Source organism: Bacillus sp. FSL K6-0073 (genome assembly GCF_038006085.1).
Lineage (GTDB): Bacteria > Bacillota > Bacilli > Bacillales > Bacillaceae_G > Bacillus_A > Bacillus_A cereus.
In genome coordinates, this window is record NZ_JBBOUN010000002.1 from 424,265 (window position 1) to 444,239 (window position 19,975).

Genomic DNA, 19,975 nt, shown 5'->3' on the forward strand with positions numbered 1-19,975 from the left:
AATTTATTTATGAAAAACGTAGGAATTAAATATTCCTACGTTTTTTGTTTATAACATTTAAATACCTGATTTTTACAAAGGTTAAAGGATCAAATGGAAAATTTTTTATTTATCCTGCATAAGCAGAATCGTTTCTGTAATTCTACTTAATAGAATACTCCCCTGTATAGCATCATTATTGAGTCCTGATTCCATGAGATTGAAGTTAAGATATATTGAAAAGATCTTATTGAGATTTCTTGTCAATTTCTCATGAGTTTTCAGTTTATTCGGAAATTTAGCGGTTTTAATTTTACAGTTTAGTGAAATAGTGGGTTTGAAGATAATATAAAGCGTCTGCAGGACATTAGTTATGGGTATAAGATGAAAATATTGTATGTGCATAGCGAAACATAACGGAAGGATAAACAGTACTGTAGCATATGGAACTTATTTGGTCTGTCTTAGGAGTCGTACAATGCATAATTGTAAGTCAGCAATCCTAGAAATAAGTTTGCCTTCGGTAGGAAGCGTTCCACTAACGATGTTCATACTCAATATTTTCTTAAAACGTTTGAAGGAATTTAGTTTATGTATATAACTTTATGAAGAATATTAAATCTGTAGCATATGTTATTCCTCTGGAATGGATTCACTTATAGATCCTCATCTAAATTAAAAAACTTCACATATAATTTTATTTATGTTTAAAGTTTAAAAGCTCACCATAGATGATTTATAGAGAATGCAATTATAAATGCAAGAAAATCTAATTTAAAATTGAAAATTCGTTCTATTTTGGTTAGATATGGAATAAATGAATTTTATTTCTCAATATTCACTGTATGTCACTTTTTTGTTTTTTTCTATATGATATTGGAAAAAGTATGCTTAATTTTATAACATAAAACCCCTACAAAATTATTACTCTACAAATTAATTTCTTAAAGAAAACTTCTTGTGAATATGTTACTAACTACATAAAGTGTAATATTAACAGAATTATTACCAAAGTATTAGGTTTTTAGAATAAAAATGATTGCTCAAAATATCATTGAAATCCAGGAATAGAAATCGTAATTAAAATTTTTTGTTTTCTGTCAGGTATGTAAATCACTTTAGCTACTTTATGGGTAATTTCATGTGTTTTTTCTTTTGCTTAAGTTTATGAAATAGGAGTATTAGCTCTAAGTATTGTAGCTAAGAGTATGTAAAGCATAGAAAATCCGAATTAAACAAAATAGGAGGAAAGTGAAAATGAAGCATCAAGATGATAGTAAAACTGGTTTGGAAATAGCGATTATTGGAATGGCAGGTAAATTTCCAGGTGCAAATGAAATAAACCAATTCTGGGATAACCTAAAAAATGGTGTTGATTCAATTTCTACATTTACTGAAGATGAGTTAATTAAAGAAGGTGTTAATTTAGATGTTTTACAACATCCTAATTTTGTGAAAGCAAAAGGGTATTTGGAGGAAGTAGAATATTTTGATGAATCCTTTTTTGCTTATACACCTAGAGAAGCGAAAATAATGGATCCCCAAATCCGTATGTTACAGGAAACAACATGGGAAGCATTAGAGATGGCAGGTTATAATCCATTTGATTATGAAGGATTAATAGGGTTATACGTAGGAGCATCTACTAATTTTAATTGGATGAAGCACACGCCATTATTAAACAGTGATAGTGTGGTTGAGTTTTCAGAGGCAGGTACTCTTTCCTATAAAGATGCAATTTCAACGCTTACATCCTATAAGCTGGGACTTAAGGGACCGAGTTTTACATTATATACAGCATGCTCTACATCTCTTTTGAGCATTCATCTTGCATGTAGATCATTGTTAACTGGAGAATGCTCTATTGCAGCTGCAGGTGGAGTATCTATAACGTATCCTAAAAAGAATGGTTATAAATACCATGAAGGAATGACAAGTTCACCGGATGGCAAAGTACGTACTTTTGATGCAGAAGCCCAGGGTGCAGTTTTTAGTGATGGTGTAGGTATGGTAATACTAAAGAGATTAGAAGATGCGATTGCTGATGGGGATACAATCTATGGTGTAATTAAGGGATCAGCAGCAAATAATGATGGTGGTCGAAAAGTAGGCTATACTGCTCCGAGTGTTGAGGGACAGGCTGAAGTAATTCAAGCAGCTCATAGTTTTGCTGAAGTTGATCCTTCTACAATTAGTTATATAGAAACGCATGGAACGGCAACGCCATTAGGGGATTCTATCGAAGTAGAGGCTCTAAAGAGAGCGTTTCAAGATGTGGACAAGAAATCTTTTTGTGCAATTGGTTCTGTTAAGAGTAATGTAGGTCATTTAGATACAGCTGCAGGGGTGACCGGACTTATAAAGACAGTTTTATCTATGAAACATAAACAACTCCCGCCAACTTTAAATGTGAAGCGCCCTAACTCGAAAATTGATTTTATAGATAGCCCATTTTATATTAATACTGATTTGGTGGATTGGCAAAGTGAAGATAATGATCTTCTTAGAGCAGGTGTGAGTGCTTTCGGATATGGTGGAACTAACGTTCATATTGTATTAGAAGAAGCGCCTAAAGTTAAAAGTTCTGCTTCTACTAGAGAGAAAAAGTTAATGGTTCTTTCTGCTAGATCAAAAGAAGCTTTAAATAATGCTACAGTAAATATGGTTGAATATCTGGAATCTAATAAAGATGTTGAATTAGCAGATGTAGCATACACATTGCAAACTGGCCGTCGATCATTTCCGTATAGAAGAGCGGTCTTATGTAAGGATATAGATAGCGCCATAGACAATTTAAAAACAGTTAAAGATTTTCACGTAAAAACGCAAGAAAATCCAGATTTGGTATTTGTGTTACCTAGCGAATACTCATCAATTATTGAGAATGTAAAAGAACTATACCAAAAGGAACCATTATTCTTACAAGTATTTGAGCGTAATATGACTGATGCACAAATGTATACTGGAAAAGCATTGAAAGAAGCATTCTTTAAAGGAACAGATGATAGCTTGGTTGAAGATTTAACCTTCTTCGTCTGCTTGCAATCGATTATTGATGTATTAATTGAATGTGATGTACGTCCTTCTAACATTATTGGTACAGGCTTAGCTGGAATGGTTTCAGATATTTATAATAAATCTCTTAAGCCAGAAGATGTCCTGAATCCATTAGTTGAGAACTATATAGAGTTAAAAACAGAATGGACGCATGGAGAAAAAGTAGAACTTCTAACACAAGTTAAGGATGTAGATCCTAATTTTGTGATTGTACATATTGGAGAGTTATTAAATTCTGAAATTAATAATAATCAGATTATTTTACAGAACGACTTGTTAGAGGTATTGGGACAAGCGTGGGAGTTAGGGGTAGAAATTAATTGGAGTAAACTGTATGAAGAGGAATATAGATTACGTATTGCCTTACCAACTTATCCTTTTGAGAAAAAACGATATTGGATAGATCCAGCTGAACAGCAAAATATAACTAATAGTGAAGAAACATCGATAAAGAAACGTTCTAATATAGCTGAGTGGTTCTATACTCCAGGTTGGATGGAAAAAGAAATTGTAGATGTAACTAAAGAATCTACTAAAAGTTGGTTGTTATTTTTAGACAATGAGCATATAGGCTTAGCTCTTAAAGAAAAGCTTGAAAGAGATGGACATCGTGTTATAACAGTCGGTGTGGGTCCTTCATATAAAAAGATTAGTTTAAATGAATTTACAATATGCCCTACTGAACAAGAAGATTATTATCAGTTATTTAACGAGCTACAAAAACAAGAGTGTTTACCAGAAGAGATTGTTCACCTATGGAATGTGGATAATAAGGATTTAGGTATCAAGACCTTAGATACTGGATTCTATTCATTAATATCACTTGCAAAGACAATTAGTAAATTTAATTTACTTTATCCTATCAATATAAATGTTATGACGAATAATATGCAAAAGGTAGTAGGAGACGAGTCTATTATTGCAGAAAAATCTACTCTTTTGGCTCCTATAAAAGTATTTCCGCAAGAGTATCCAAATATTAGATGCCGTAGTGTAGATTTTATGTTGTCTGATAATGAAGAAGCATTAATATCAAACTTATATTCTGAGATTCAAATGGACATTATTGACACTGTAATAGCAATTCGAAATAATACTCGTTACATTCGAATTTATGAGCCTATACCTGATGAAAAAGTAAGTGAAATGCTAGTAATAAATGAAAATGAATCAGCTTCAAAAATTCGAAATATTCGATCGGAAGGGGTTTATTTAATTACTGGTGGAATGGGAGGAGTAGGCCTTAAATTAGCAGAATATTTGGCGCGTACAGTAAAGGCTAAACTAATATTAGTTAGTAGAACAGCTCTTCCTGATCGTGAAGAATGGGATCAAATTCTTCAATCACAGATTGAAAATGAACAATTATGTCAACGTATTAACCATATTCAGAAGTTGGAGTCATTGGGAGCAAAAGTAATGACAGCTGTTGCAGATGTAGCTGATGAAGAGCAGATGAGAAACGTGATTCATCAGGCTGAGGCTAATTTTGGTCACATAAATGGGGTAATTCATGCAGCAGGTGTCTTACGTGTTAAATCAGCTCAGTGTCCAATGGAAAAGATAAGTAGGATTGAATGTGAAGAGCAATTTCTTCCTAAAGTACATGGTGTGCTAGTTCTTGATAAGTTATTGAGTAATTATGATCTTGATTTTTGTTATCTTGTTTCATCACTTTCACCTATTTTGGGTGGATTAGGTTTTGTAGCCTATTCAGCAGCAAACCTTTACTTAGATAGTTTTTCAGACAAAGTGAGTAAAACATCTAATAATCGATGGACCAGTATTAACTGGGGAGATTGGCAGTATACGGGAGCTCAACAGGTTAATAAAATATTCAATGCTCAAAGTATAGAAGCACTTGAAATGACATCTGAGGAAGGACAAAAAACATTCCAATGTGTGCTTGGTTTAAGTGGTTTAAATCAGGTAATTATTTCTTCAGGGGATTTAAATAAACGTTTTGATCAATGGATTAATCTGAATTCTCGTAAACGAATTTCTGAATTGGAAACTCAAACGAAAACGAGAGATAAGTTCAGAACTCAAGATGAAGTAGAGGAAATAATTATAGGAATTTGGAAAGAGTTTTACAGTGTTGATACTGTAAATGTAAATGAAAATTTCTTTGATCTTGGTGCAACTTCACTTCATATAATTCAAATTCATGAGAGATTAATTAATAGATTAGAAAAACAGATTTCAATTGGAGTTATGTTTGAGTATCCAAGTATTCGTTCTTTAGCGAGATACTTAAGTGGAGATAAGCAAAAGAATCAAGTTAAACATACAAAACGTTTTAATCGAAAAACGAAAGAAGATAACGATATTGCAATTATAGGAATAGATGGACGTTTTCCTGGAGCACAGAATGTAAATGAATTCTGGAATAATATAAAGTCTGGTACAGAGTCTATTCAATTTTTTACAGATGAAGAGTTAATTGAATCTGGTGTGAATCCTATGGAAGTAAAAAGCCCTAATTATGTTAAAGCGAAAGGGTATTTAGAGGGTACTGATAATTTTGATGCTCCATTCTTTGATTATACACCTCAAGATGCATCATTAATGGATCCACAACTACGAGTATTCCATGAATGTGCGTGGTCTGCCCTTGAACATGCTGGATATAATATTGAGACCTACCCGGGCCTAATTGGTGTATATAGTGGGGCATCTCCTAACTTATATTGGCAAGTGTTATCTACTCTATCAGAGGCAAATGAACCAGCTGGGCAATTTTTAATTTCATTACTTAACGACAAAGACTCGCTTAGTACTCAAATTTCTTACAAATTTAACCTTAAAGGACCAAGTATGAATATCTTTACGGGATGTTCAACATCATTGGTGGCTATTCATAATGCATGCCAAGCATTATTACAGGGGCATTGTGATATTGCTATAGCTGGGGGAATTACATTAACTCAACCTGAAAAAGCAGGTTATACCTACCAAGAAGGAATGCTGTTTTCTTCAGATGGTCATTGTCGTCCTTTTGATGAAAATGCAAATGGAATGCTTTTTGGAGACGGAGTTGGGATTGTTGTCCTGAAGCCTTTACAGGAAGCTATAAATGATGGAGATACTATACATGCAGTAATAAAAGGAACAGCGATCAATAATGATGGAAATCGGAAAATTGGTTACACTGCACCTAGTGTAGAGGGCCAAGTAGAAGTTATTAAAATGGCGCAACATGAAGCAAATGTAGAACCTGAGTCCATTTCCTATATTGAAACACACGGAACTGCTACTAAACTAGGAGATACCATTGAGATCAAGGCGCTTAGTGAAGTGTTTAACTCTAATGAAAAACAATCTGTACCAATTGGATCTGTTAAAGCAAATGTGGGCCATCTAAATGCAGCGTCCGGTGTTGCTGGTCTAATTAAAACGGTCTTTGCGATGAAAGATCAAGTTCTTCCGCCAAGTGTGAATTTTACAAAACCAAACACGCAAATTGGATTTGAAAAGACACCTTTTTATGTAAATCAACGATTAAATGAGTGGAAAAAGGATAATAAACCATTACGTGCAGGTGTTAGTTCATTTGGTATTGGTGGTACAAATGCACATATTATTTTGGAGGAGGCACCAAAGCTTGAAGCAACATCAAATAGTAGACCATACCAGATGTTAATGATTTCGGCAAAATCGAAAGATGCTTTGGATCGTATGACTTTGAATTTAGGAAATCACCTTGAACAGAATCCTCATGTGAATTTGGCAGACACTAGTTATACATTGCAAATTGGACGTAAGGAATTCAAGTATAGGAGAGCTTTAGTTTGTTCCAGTACTCAAGAAGGAATTGAACTGTTAAACCAGCCAGAAGGAAGAAGAGTACAATATGTAAATGTAAAAGAGGAACATCCTAAAGTTAACTTCCTGTTTTCTGGGAATGGATCGCAATATGTAAACATGGGGTTAGAATTATACGAACAAGAGGCAATTTTCCGTGAAGCTATGGATGAATGCTTTGCAATCCTTCAATCTGTTACGAATGTAAACATGAAAGAAGTGTTATACCCAACTACTTTCAGTATTGATGAGGCGACGGAAAAATTAAAAAGAATGGAATTTAGTCAACCAATTCTTTTCGCGTTTGAATACGCAGTTGCGAAACTATTAATGGGTTGGGGAATTAAACCTGAAGCAATGATTGGATATTCATTTGGTGAATATGTGGCTGCTTGTTTAGCAGAAGTATTTACTTTGGAAGATGCAATTAAATTGGTTGTAAAAAGAGGACAGCTAATGAGTAGTCTTCCTGCAGGGGTAATGCTTAGCGTTCCACTTCCAGAAGAGGAATTGATTCATTTAATTAATTCTTTTGAAAAAGAATATCAACATACTATTTCTTTAGCCGTAGTTAATGGTCCAGCTTGTATAGTTTCTGGGACAGAAGAAGCAATTGTAGATTTTGAAAATGAATTAAAGAAAAAGCGTTTCATGTGTATGCGAGTAACGATAGAAGGAGCAGCACATTCACACGAACTGGATTCAATTCTGGACGAGTATGCTTCCTATGTGAGTACATTGACACTTAGAGAACCTAAAATACCTTATTTGTCAAACTTGACCGGTACTTGGATACGACCTGAAGAAGCAACAAACCCAGTTTATTGGGTAAAACATATGCGTGGAACTGTTCGATTCTCTGATGGAATTCAAGAGTTGAATAGGGACAATACAAGTCTATTCATAGAGATTGGTCCTGGAAATGACCTTAGTAGGCTTACTAGTCGCCTTTTAGACTATGAAAATGGTAATGAAAGAATATTTAATACGGTTCGATCTGTTCAACAAGATGTATCAGATATGTATTTCTTATTCAGTCACATCACTCGAATGTGGGTAACAGGTATTTCTGTAGATTGGGAACAATTTTATAAAGATGAGAAGAGAAGACGTATCCCATTACCAATGTATTCTTTCAATAAAATATCTTATAAATTACAAGGTAATCCGTATGATTTAGGTCAAAAGCTTAATAGTAAGCAATCTAAAATTAGTAAGAATAACAACATTTCTGAATGGTTCTATACGCCGCAATGGAAAAGTTCTACATTGTTTGAACCAAATCATGATGTGAATGAGACATGGATTGTTTTTGTAGATCAAGAAGGATTAGGTAATGAACTAGTTAAGGACTTATTAAATAAAGGGCAGAGAGTAGTTACAGTAGAATCTGGCTTTGCTTTTAATAAGGAGAATAACGATCGCTTCATTATAAATCCTGAAGAACGTACAGATTACGTTAAGTTATTGGATGAAGTACAAGAAATATGTGGTTTACCTACAAGAATAGTTCATATGTGGGGAATTACGGATGAGGAAAGACAAGCCTCAATTGAATATGTAAATTGTAAACAAAACTTAGGATTCTATTCAATCTTTTATTTAACTCAGGCACTAGGAGACAAGAATATCTCTGATTCAATCTCAATTCGAATCATTACAAATGGTGTTCAACAAGTGATTGGTGATGAAGAATTAATTCCAGAAAAATCAACTGTACTTGGAACGTCATTAGTTGTTCCGCAAGAGTATTCTTATCTTTCTTGTTCAAGTATTGATGTTGTTTTACCTGTAAACAAAGAATTGAAGAATAGGCTAATAAATCAATTAGTAGAAGAATGTCTTTCAAATACGAATGATAAGATGATTGCTTATCGAGGGAATAAAAGATTTGTTCAAACTTACGAGCCTTTACAACTAGAACAGCCAGCTAAAGAGAAACTGCCTTTACGAAAGAATGGAGTTTACCTTATTACAGGAGGACTCGGAGGTATTGGTACAATTCTTGCGAAACACTTGGCTCAAACTGTACAAGCCAACTTAGTTCTTCTTACACGTACAGGTCTGCCAAATCGTGATGAGTGGGATATGCATTTGAAGGAAAATACGATGTATTCGGAAAGAATTCGTAAAGTTTTAGAGATAGAAGAAACGGGATCTAAAGTTTATGTACTTGCTGCTGATGTTACAGATCAATCACAACTATACGAAGCAATTCATAAGGCAGAACAAAAATTTGGAAAGATTAATGGTGTAATTCATGGTGCAGGTATTCTTGGTGGAAAGACTTTTAATTTGATTCAGGAACTTGAAAAAGAGGACTGTGAGGAACAATTTTCTGCAAAAATTTATGGTCTTCTCAATTTAGAAGAGTGCTTACGAAATAAAGATTTAGATTTTTGTGTTCTAATGTCTTCAATTTCAGCGGTCTTAGGTGGATTAGGTTATGTATCATATGCTGCTTCAAATATATACATGGATGTTTTTGCGCAATATATAAATCGTTATTCCAACCTGCCTTGGATAAGTGTCAATTGGAGTGATTGGAAATACTGGGAAGATGAAGAAAAAGATATGCAGATAGGTGCAAGTGTACATGAATTATCTATGACACCTGAAGAAGGAGTTCAGGCCTTTAATATAGCACTGTCATGGAAACAAGGGGAAGTATTGATTCATTCTCCAGGGGAACTGCAAGCACGTATTGATCAATGGGTGTTATTAAATTCTTTCAATGATGAGAAGGAAGAAGAATTAGATTCTACGTTATACCATTCTAGACCACAACTCTTGACTGAATATGTAGCACCTCGTAATGAGGTAGAAGAAAAGCTTTCAAAAATTTGGAGAAATATATTTAAAGTTTCAGAAGTTGGTGTTCATGATGATCTTCTGGAACTAGGTGGAGATTCACTTAAGGCTATTACTATTGTTTCAAAAATTCATAAAGAGTTTAATGTTGAAGTTCCTATTAAAGAACTCTTTACTCTATCAAATATTGAGAAACTAGCAAATTATATTTCAAGGGCAGATAAAAGTGAATTTGATGTTATTGTTCCAGCTGAACCTAAATCTCATTATCAGCTTTCTTCAGCTCAGAAGAGATTTTATGTATTACACCGATTGTATCCAGAAAGTACAGCTTATAATGATACTTCCGTTATTCTTTTGAATGGAAAATTAAACATTGAACGTTTAGAAAAGGCGTTCACTCAATTAATTAAACGTCATGAGATATTTAGAACTACTATTGAAATGAAAAATGATAAACCGGTACAAATTATTCATGATCATGCTGATTTCCATATTACTCAAATTGAGGGCTTTGAATCTGAAGTGGAACAAATAATTAATGAGTTTATTCGCCCATTTAATTTTAATAATGCTCCATATTTCCGTGTAGGGTTAATTAGATTGGAAGAACAAAAACATATTTTAATTATTGATTTACATCATATAGTAACTGATGGAGTTTCCTATGATATTTTCGTTAGAGATCTATTTGCGCTTTACTCTGGAGAGAAATTACCAAGCTTAAAAATACAGTATAAGGATTACTCAGAATGGCAGCAGAGTGAAAAAGAAAAAGAAATTGCTCTCAAACATGAACAGTATTGGCTAGATCAATTTAAAGATGGTGTACCTGTCTTGAATATGCCTACTGATTATACAAGACCTGAAATATTAGATCTAAAAGGTAGTAAAATATCCTTTACTATTGATTCAAATGTTACCAAGAAAATTAAGCGTTTATTAGCAAAAGAAGAAACTACATTATATACGCTAATGCTCTCTGTATATAATATTTTGCTAGGTAAATATACTGGCCAAGAGGATGTTGTTATTGGTTCACCAATTACTGGTCGCCCACATGCGGATTTACAAGATATTATAGGAGTATTTGTAAACATGTTAGGGATAAGGAACTATCCAAGAGCTGAACAAAGGTTTACTCAATTCCTATTTGAAGTAAAAGAACAGGTCTTACAAGCGTTTGAACATCAAAAATGTCAATATGAGGACCTGGTTAATCAATTAGGACTTCAAGGAACGTATAATAGGAACCCACTTTTCGATGTTTCATTTGTTATGCAAAATATGGATGCAGATCATATGTTTATCGATGGTTTAGAACTAAAGACATATGATCACGACTTTAAGCGCGCGCAAATGGATTTATTGCTAAGAGTGGTTGAATTGGAAGATACAATTGAACTGACTATGGAATATGCAACCTCTTTATATACTAGGGACACGGTTCAAAAGTTATGTGAGCGTTATGTTGAGATTTTTGAACAAATTGTAGATCATCCTGAAATTTTATTAAAAGATATTTCATTTAAACAAGAAATTCAAGAACTGCAACCAGTTAAGGTATCAGTAGATTTTGGGGATTTTAACTTTTAATTGATTATTGTCAGGAGTGAGTAACTATGGTTGAACGAATAGCGAATAAAGATAAAGTAATTGCCGCAAATGAACGAATAAAGGAAAGAGAATTTTGGTTAGAAAACTTATCAGGGGAACTGGCTGACTGCCATTTCCCTTATGATTACCGGACATCAAACAAACAGGTGAATTTATCAAATGTTAGCATAAAACTAAAAGAGGAATTGTCCGAGAAGATTTTAAAGTTAGCAAATGGATCAGATCTTCAATTGCACATGATTCTTACTGCTGGACTTACTTTGCTGTTAAATAAATATACTAGATTGCAAGATATATGCATTGGTACACCTGTTTTAAAACAAGACAGTGATACTAACCTTATTAATACTTTGTTAGTTTTAAGACATGGTCTTGAGGAACATATGACATTTAGACAAATTCTCCAGCATGTTAGTACAGTAATGGTTAATGCTTTAGAACATCAAAATTTCCCATTGGAAAGTTTACAACCGGTTTTGAGTAACTACCTTCCAGAGGGGCGTAATTATCCGTTCCGTACTGCAATTTTGCTAGAGGAAATTCAAGATTTAAATTATTTAAGTGAGAGCAATGCTGAGATTATATTCTCTTTCCGTCAAGTAAATGGGTGTATAGAAGTTGATATGTATTTTAATGAGCATCTATACAAAACATCTACTGTTATGCGATTTGGTCATCATTTTATAGACTTGTTAGAGCAAGCTTTACTACAACCGAATACACCGCATATAGAGTTAGATTGGGTTAGTCATAATGATGTAAGAGAGTTAATTACATTTAATCAAACTGAGTTAGATTACCCGCATCATTTAACGGTGATACAGTTATTTGAAGAACAAGTCATGCATAATCCAAATAAGCTTGCTGTTTCTGATGACAAAAGAGAAATAACATACGCTCAATTAAAAGAAAAGGTAGATCTGGTTGCCAGTTCTCTACATAAAAAAGGAATTGGAAAAGGACACATTGTTGGCCTTATGATGGATCGATCAATTGATGCAGTAATTGCATTGCTAGGTATTTTAAAAAGTGGGGCTGCTTATTTACCTATTAACATATATTTGCCGTATAAAAGGATAGAGGCAATGCTAAAAGAATGTAAATCTCCATTTTGTATAGTAAAACCAGAAGTTATTAGTGAAGATTTTACAAGGGAAATCCAGGATTGTAGTATGGTAAGTTTTAATGAACTACTTGAAACAGAATTGGTTAGTTTCCCTTCAGTAAGTACACCTTACGATTTGGCATATGTTATTTTTACCTCTGGAACAACAGGTAATCCTAAAGGAATTATGGTTGAAAATCGTAGTGTTGTAAATTTAATATTCGGGTTAAAAAATGAAATATATGATAAATATAGTTCCTCTATGCGAATCGGGTTAGTTTCACCTTTTGAGTTTGACGCTTCAGTACAAAACATGTTTGGTGCGCTTTTATTAGGAAATAGTTTATTTATAGTACCAGAGGAAGCAAGAACTGATGGGCAGAAGCTAATGAATTTTTATCAAGAAAAGCAAATAAATATCGCGGATGGAACGCCGATGCATCTTCGATTATTAACTAATTTTATAGATGAAAAAATAGAATATTCATTTAAACATTTTATTATTGCTGGAGAGGAATTACCACCGAAATTAGCGCGGAAATTCCTTGGTTTATTTAATAAGAACTGCCAACCTAATTTAACAAATGCTTATGGACCTACGGAGACTACTGTAGATTCTACATGTTATCATGTTCAGCACGATAAGTTAGAACTTATGAATCAATTACCAATAGGACGACCTCTAGCCAATCAAAAAGTTTATATTATGGGTGATAATCAACAGTTACAACCCGTTGGAATTCCTGGAGAGTTGTGTATTTCAGGAGAAGGGCTAGCAAGAGGGTATTTAAATCAACCTAAGTTAACTATGGACAAATTTGTTCCTATACAAATCACCAAAACAGGTTCTTCTATTATAGATGACAAGGTATATCGTACTGGAGACTTGGCTCGCTGGTTACCAGATGGAAACCTTGAATATTTAGGCCGTATGGACGATCAAGTCAAAATTCGTGGATTACGAATTGAATTAGGAGAAGTAGAAAAGCAACTATTACGTTATCCTGAAATTGGTGAAGCTATTGTAATTACACGTAAAAAAGAGGGAGAAGATGCTCCGGTTTTATGTGCATATGTTGTTATGAATTCTCCAGCTAAAGTAGAAGAAGTACGCCAATTCCTTAGAGAGTATTTACCGTTTTATATGATTCCTGCTTACATCATCCCGATTGAGCAGTTTCCAATCTCATCAAACGGTAAAATAGATCGGAAAGCTCTTCCAGATCCAATTTGGGAGCAATCCACAGCTTTATTTATTGAACCACGAAACGAAATTGAACAAATGCTCTCTGAGATATGGAAAGTAGTACTTGGAATAGAGAAAATAGGTGTGAATGATAACTTTTTCGAATTAGGAGGTAATTCATTACAAATTACTTCTGTTGTTTCACACATATATAAACGTTTAGGTGTAGATGTACCTATACGTGAAATGTTTCAAAGGCCTACAATTATGCTATTAGCGGAGTATATAGAGAAATATGAAGGGAAGAAAAATTATTCTCAAATTGAGATCGTGCCTGATAGAGAATTTTATCAAGCTTCTTCTTCACAAAAAAGATTATATATATTAAACCGCTTTGCTGGAATAGGAACTGCCTACAATATACCAGGTGCAATGTTAATTGAAGGTGAGTTTGATTTTATAAAGGCAGAACAATGTGTCAAAGAATTAGTGGAACGTCATGAATCATTAAGAACTTCATTCCAATTTATTAAAGGTGAACCAGTTCAATTTATTCATGATAGTTTAGATATTAAAATTGAACATTTATATAAATCTGATAGATCAACAATTGAAGAGTTAATACAGGAATTTGTTCGTCCTTTTCAGTTAGATAGGGCTCCACTTATGCGTGTCGGTTTAATGAAATTAGAATTCAATCAATACCTGTTACTTTTTGATCTTCATCACATAATAGCAGATGGAGTATCTTTAGCGAAGTTAGAAAAGGAGTTTATAGATTTATATTCAGGCAAAGCCTTAGAGCCTATTAAAATACAATACAAAGATTATGCCAATTGGCAAACCAATCGTTTACATGATGAAGGGCTGAAAGAAATTGAAGAGTATTGGGTAAATAAGTTTAAAGGTGAGTTACCAATTCTTATGTTCCCAACCGATAAGCCACGTGGGCTAAATCAAACTTTTGAAGGTGATAGATTAGTATTCCATCTAACACCTGAACTTTCTAATAAATTAAAATCCTTTGCGGATGAAAGAGAAGCTACTTTATATATGGTACTTCTTTCGTCACTAAATATAGTATTGCATGTGTATACGCAACAGGAAGATATTATAGTAGGCTCTCCAATTGCAGGAAGAATTCATCATGATCTTGAGCCTATCATAGGTATGTTTGTAAATACCCTACCTATGAGAAATCATCCTAAAGCGGAAAAGACGATAATTCAATTCTTAAATGAAGTAAAAGAAAATGCGCTAGAAGCATTTCAATATCAAGAATACCCATTTGATGAGTTAGTAAATAAGTTAGACATGGCTTATCATACTAACCGAAATCCTGTATTTGATGTCATGTTAGTGATGCAGAATATCGGAAGAACATCAGAAAAGATAAAAGATATTACATTTAAATCATACGAAATTAAGCATCAAGCTTCAAAGGTAGATATGAGTATAGAAGTATTTCCGGAAGAAGAGGGTCTGCGATTAGAATTGGAATACGCGACAGGACTATATTATCCACAAACTATAGAGCGGTTTATGATGCATTTTATAAATACGCTAGAGTGGATGGTAGCTAATCCTGAAGCGAAAATTGAAGACGTTAATGTTTTAAGTAAAAGTGAATCCACAAGGATGTTAAATGAACTTAATAATACAAAATTGGATTTTACTCAGGGTAAATTAGTTCATCAATTTTTTGAGGATCAGGTTGAAAATAAACCAGAAGAAATCGCAGTTATTTCAAATGATATACCGTACAGTTATTCGTATATCAATAATCGAGCAAATCAGCTGGCTCGTATTCTTAGACAAAAAGGTGTAGATCAGGAAACTAAAATTGGTATCGTTGTGGAAAGATCCGTAGAAATGATTATAGCTATATTTGCTGCGCTAAAATCTGGAGCTGCATATGTACCAATTGATACTGAATATCCAAAGCGTCGAATGGAACATATTTTAGAGGATTGTAATCCTCAATTTGTACTTACAGAATCTAAATACGTAGGTGAAATTCCATTTGTAGGAGAGATTATTGATTTAAAGCAAGAAAATTTGTACGTTGGTGATACAAGCAACCTGGAGGTTACTGGAAAACCAAATCACTTAGCTTATATTTTATACACCTCCGGTTCTACAGGTAGACCAAAAGGAGTCATGATTGAACATTGTAGTATTGTGAATTTCTTATTTTCAATGTCTCATTTATATCCTATGGATGAATCAGATACGTATTTACTGAAGACACCTTATATATTTGATGTATCTGTTCTAGAGTTGTTTGGGTGGACCATAGTAGGTAGTAAATTAGTAATAATGGACAATGGGGAACATCGAAACCCAAGAGCAATTTTAAGAACTATAGATAAATATGATGTGAAATTATTAAATTTTGTACCGTCTATGTTTAGAGCTTTCGTAAATACACTTAATAATGAAAATTGCCAGGTTTTAAATAAAGTGAAGTATATATTACTTGCGGGTGAAGCTTTGACACATGAGGTGGTTAATAAGTTTAAAAAGCATCGACTATCGACTCAAATAGAAAATATGTATGGTCCTACTGAGGCGACAGTTATCGCAAGTACGTTTTCACTTCAAGAAAGTGAAAACTATAATACTATTCCTATTGGAAAGCCTATTCCGAATGTAAGGCTTTATATACTTAATCAAAAACAGAGACTTCAGCCTATTGGCGCGGTAGGAGAGCTGTATATTGCGGGAGAAGGGCTTGCAAGAGGATATGTAAATCAAATGAGATTAACTGAAGAAAAGTTTTTACCAGACCCATTTGTAAAAGGGGAGAAAATGTACAGGACAGGAGATCTTTCACGCTGGTTACCTGATGGGAATATAGAATTCCTCGGTAGAAATGATGAACAATTAAAAATTAGAGGATATCGAATTGAGCCAGGGGAAATTTTAGATGCTTTATCTTCACATCATGCAATTAAAGAAGCAGTGATAGTAGACATTCAAGATGAAGATGGGCAGAAAAAACTTGTAGCTTATTTCGTAGCAAAATCACCTGTATCCATTTCTGATTTGAAATTGCATCTTGCGAAATTAGTTCCGAGTTATATGATACCTACTTTCTTTGTTGAAGTTGAAAACATACCATTAACACCAAGTGGAAAGGTTGATCGACATTCCTTACCTTCACCTAGATCTTTACCTAAGAATGAGGAGGAGAGTATGATGTCTCCTAGTAATGAGTTAGAATCTCGTTTGGTTGAAATATGGAAAAGTATATTGAAGATTGAAGCTGTCGGTGTAGAGGATGATTTCTTTGACTTAGGAGGAAATTCTCTACTAGCTATTGAGCTTGATCTTGCTTTAGAAAACGAGAATCTTAATACGGACGACTTAGTCGCATATACAAAACGAAATATTAAACAACTAGCGGCTTATATAGCAGAAAAGAAAAATAATTAGTATTACTTCATATTGTAAACACGACTTTTAAGAGTTTAAATTTACACTTGCTATACTGTGGGATTAAAGGGGTTTTCCCTCTTAGCTTTCTGGAATGTTAGTGTTTATTCTGGTGACTATGAGTTAGGGAATTCTCCTCCCTATTATAGAATGATTAAAATAAAAAAGTGATTCGAGAAATAAGATTCTTTATATGAAATGCGTTAATAATAATTGATAGCTTTTTAAAGAAGATATACATATCTCTGTCAACTTAGTATAGAGAAATAACCAAATTACAATAGTTTTTCTGTTGGTAAAAATATAGAGGTGAGTAAATGGGAAATTATACTTCTTCAATCTTATATGATGTTGAGCCTTGTAAAAGCTCTGAACAGAATTGTATTGATGATGTAATTGCTACGTTAGCTAATTGGTTTAAGCGTAAACATTATTTAATGTACGCTAGATTATGGGATTTTGGTTTTTCTCCTGTCGATAATGGAAATTTAGGGGATGGTTTATATACAGAGTCTGGTTATTTTGTAAGTGATTTAGAAAAATATCATGGTATAAAAAGTACTATATTTGATACAGATTCATCCGATGAAGGATTTGAAATTATATTAGAACAATTATACTCGGGATTTCCTGTGGTGGTAACCATGAATGCATACTGGCTTCCTTGGGATGAGAATTATCTAAAAAATCATATTGTTCATTCATTTGTTATTGTAGGATATGAGCCCGAAGAAGACTGTTTAATTATTACCGATCCATATTTTATGGTTAAAAATGCACAACTTTCAACAGAACTTTTTCATAAGGGTTATCAAAAAGTAAGTACTTTAAAAGTTACTGAAGATGAAATCACAGACATACAATCGATTACAACCGATTTGTCAAATTGGATAAAACATATAAAAGATGAAAAACATATTTTTTCACAAATGCACCTTTTTGCTACGAAACTAATAAGTAGGTTTGATTTAAATAAAGAGACAGATGGATATTTAGACTTTAATGATGTTCCGTTATTCTCACATTTAGGTCAAGTTGTAGATGGCCGAGTGAAGTTTTCAAAAATGCTTTCGTTTCTTGGTGAGCGTTATCACTCGGACTTCCAAACTATCGCTGAATCTATGAAGACAGCAGCTGCCAATTGGGGAGTAATTCGTGGATCATTGATAAAAATGCACTTAACAAAATCAGTAACTAAAGAAGGAATAGTAAACATTTCAGATAAAATTCACCATGCTGCACAATACGAGCAAAATTTAGCAGAACAAATAATGACATTTCTTTTTTCTGTTATAGAAGGTAATACAAAGAATGTAATTATAGATTCTTCTCCATTGATGGAGACTACTAATTATGTAAAACCACTCGATGATATGGAGAGAAAGCTAGTTGATATATGGAAAGAAGTTATAGGTAATCCTTGTATTGGTGTGGAAGATAATTTTTTCGCACTTGGTGGTCATTCCCTTCATGCTACTGTAATCAACGCTAAAATATGGAAAGAATTTAACGTGCAATTATCATTGGCAAATCTTTTTGAGTATCCAACAATAAGCACTTTAAGTCATTTTATTAAAAATTCAAAAGAAAATAGGTTGCAAGATATAGAAATAGTACCGGAATCTGAGGTATACCCGGTTTCATCGACTCAAAAAAGAATGATGTTATTACAAGAGATGGATGGGGCACAGATGACATACAATGTACCAAGTTGTTTTATTCTTAAAGGAACGGTGGACCGGAAAAGGATAGAATTAGTCTTTGAAAAGCTTATTAAACGCCATGAAATACTCAGAACACAGTTTGAGTGGCAGGGGGATCAGTTAGTACAGAGAGTATTAGAACAGGTAACATTTGAGCTAGAAATGATAAAGGGAGAGTATAAAGAATGGTTGCAACCATTTAATCTTTCTAAGGTTCCGTTAATGCGGGCTGGACTAAAGGAGTTAAAAGATAATAGTTATTTACTTGTAATTGACCTTCATCACATCATAACAGATGGCGTGTCTTTAAGTATATTTATGCATGATTTTAAGGCCCTATATGCTGGGGAAACATTGCCGGAAAATCGTTTGCAATATAAAGATTATGTTGCGTGGGAACAAAAATTATTATCTTCTAAAGAATTTGATATCCATGAGAAATACTGGGAAGAATTATTCTCAGGGGATATACCAGTTCTTGAATTACCATATGATCGAGGTCGACCACCTGTAAAGAGTTTTGAGGGTGAACAATATAATTTCCAAGTAAACAAGGAAATTACTCGAAAAATAAAAAAAATAGCACTAGAAACTGATACGACACCTTTTATGTTACTTATGGCTACCTTCACTATTTTTCTGTACAAGCATGGGGAACAAAAGGATGTCATTATAGGATCACCAGTTGCAGGTAGGCCGCATGCTGATCTGTTACCTCTTATGGGGCTGTTTGTAAATACAATTGCATTACGTTATCAAATAAATCCAGATCAATCTTTTATTAATCACTTGAAAAAAGTGAAAAACGATACGTTAGAAGCTTTCGAACATCAGGTGTATCCATTTGATCAGTTAGTGGAAAAATTAGATCTTTCTAGAGACTTAAGCCGAAGTGCTTTATTTGATGTCATGTTTGTATTACAAAATTCTGATGAAAAACATACAGTTGTGGATGGATTAGAAATTAGCACGGAAACAAACACAGATACACTAACAAGTAAGTTTGATTTAACTCTTATTGCTGAAGAAAATAAAGATATATATGAATTTACTTTTGAATATGCTACATCTTTATTTGATAAATCAACAATAGTAGAATTTGGACGGCGATTTAACCTTCTATTAGAAGAAATAACAACTCATCCTAATGTTAGTCTAAAAGATATTCAAATGTTAACAAGTGAGGAAAAAGAACTTGTTTTATCTGCGACTCAGGAGAAAGAAAAAATAAAAATAGAGACTGATTTTAATTGGGATATAGGTTAATTGATTTCC

Annotated in this window: 3 protein-coding genes; all 3 read left to right on the forward strand. The window is 33.5% G+C overall.

From position 1 onward, the window contains the following. The first annotated feature begins 1,236 nt into the window (after window positions 1-1,236). The 3 genes from MHB52_RS30065 to MHB52_RS30075 all read left to right on the forward strand — a co-directional run bounded on the left by MHB52_RS30065 (window position 1,237) and on the right by MHB52_RS30075 (window position 19,966). A complete protein-coding gene (locus tag MHB52_RS30065) occupies window positions 1,237-11,247 on the forward strand; it encodes a type I polyketide synthase (RefSeq protein ID WP_061663547.1) in 10,011 nt (3,336 codons plus the stop codon). Window positions 11,248-11,273: 26 nt separating this feature from the next. Further along, entirely contained in the window at window positions 11,274-16,997 is a 5,724-nt protein-coding gene (locus tag MHB52_RS30070; protein WP_061663548.1) for a non-ribosomal peptide synthetase, read from the forward strand. Between the two features lie 317 nt (window positions 16,998-17,314). Continuing rightward, window positions 17,315-19,966: a condensation domain-containing protein gene (locus tag MHB52_RS30075; protein ID WP_061663549.1), complete on the forward strand. Its 2,652-nt coding sequence runs from the start codon at window positions 17,315-17,317 to the stop codon at window positions 19,964-19,966. Window positions 19,967-19,975 lie beyond the last annotated feature (9 nt).

Coding starts and splice junctions, on each gene's coding strand:
- MHB52_RS30075 (WP_061663549.1), top strand. CDS start 17,315: ATGGGAAATTATACTTCTTCAATCTTATATGATGTTGAGCCTTGTAAA.
- MHB52_RS30065 (WP_061663547.1), top strand. CDS start 1,237: ATGAAGCATCAAGATGATAGTAAAACTGGTTTGGAAATAGCGATTATT.
- MHB52_RS30070 (WP_061663548.1), top strand. CDS start 11,274: ATGGTTGAACGAATAGCGAATAAAGATAAAGTAATTGCCGCAAATGAA.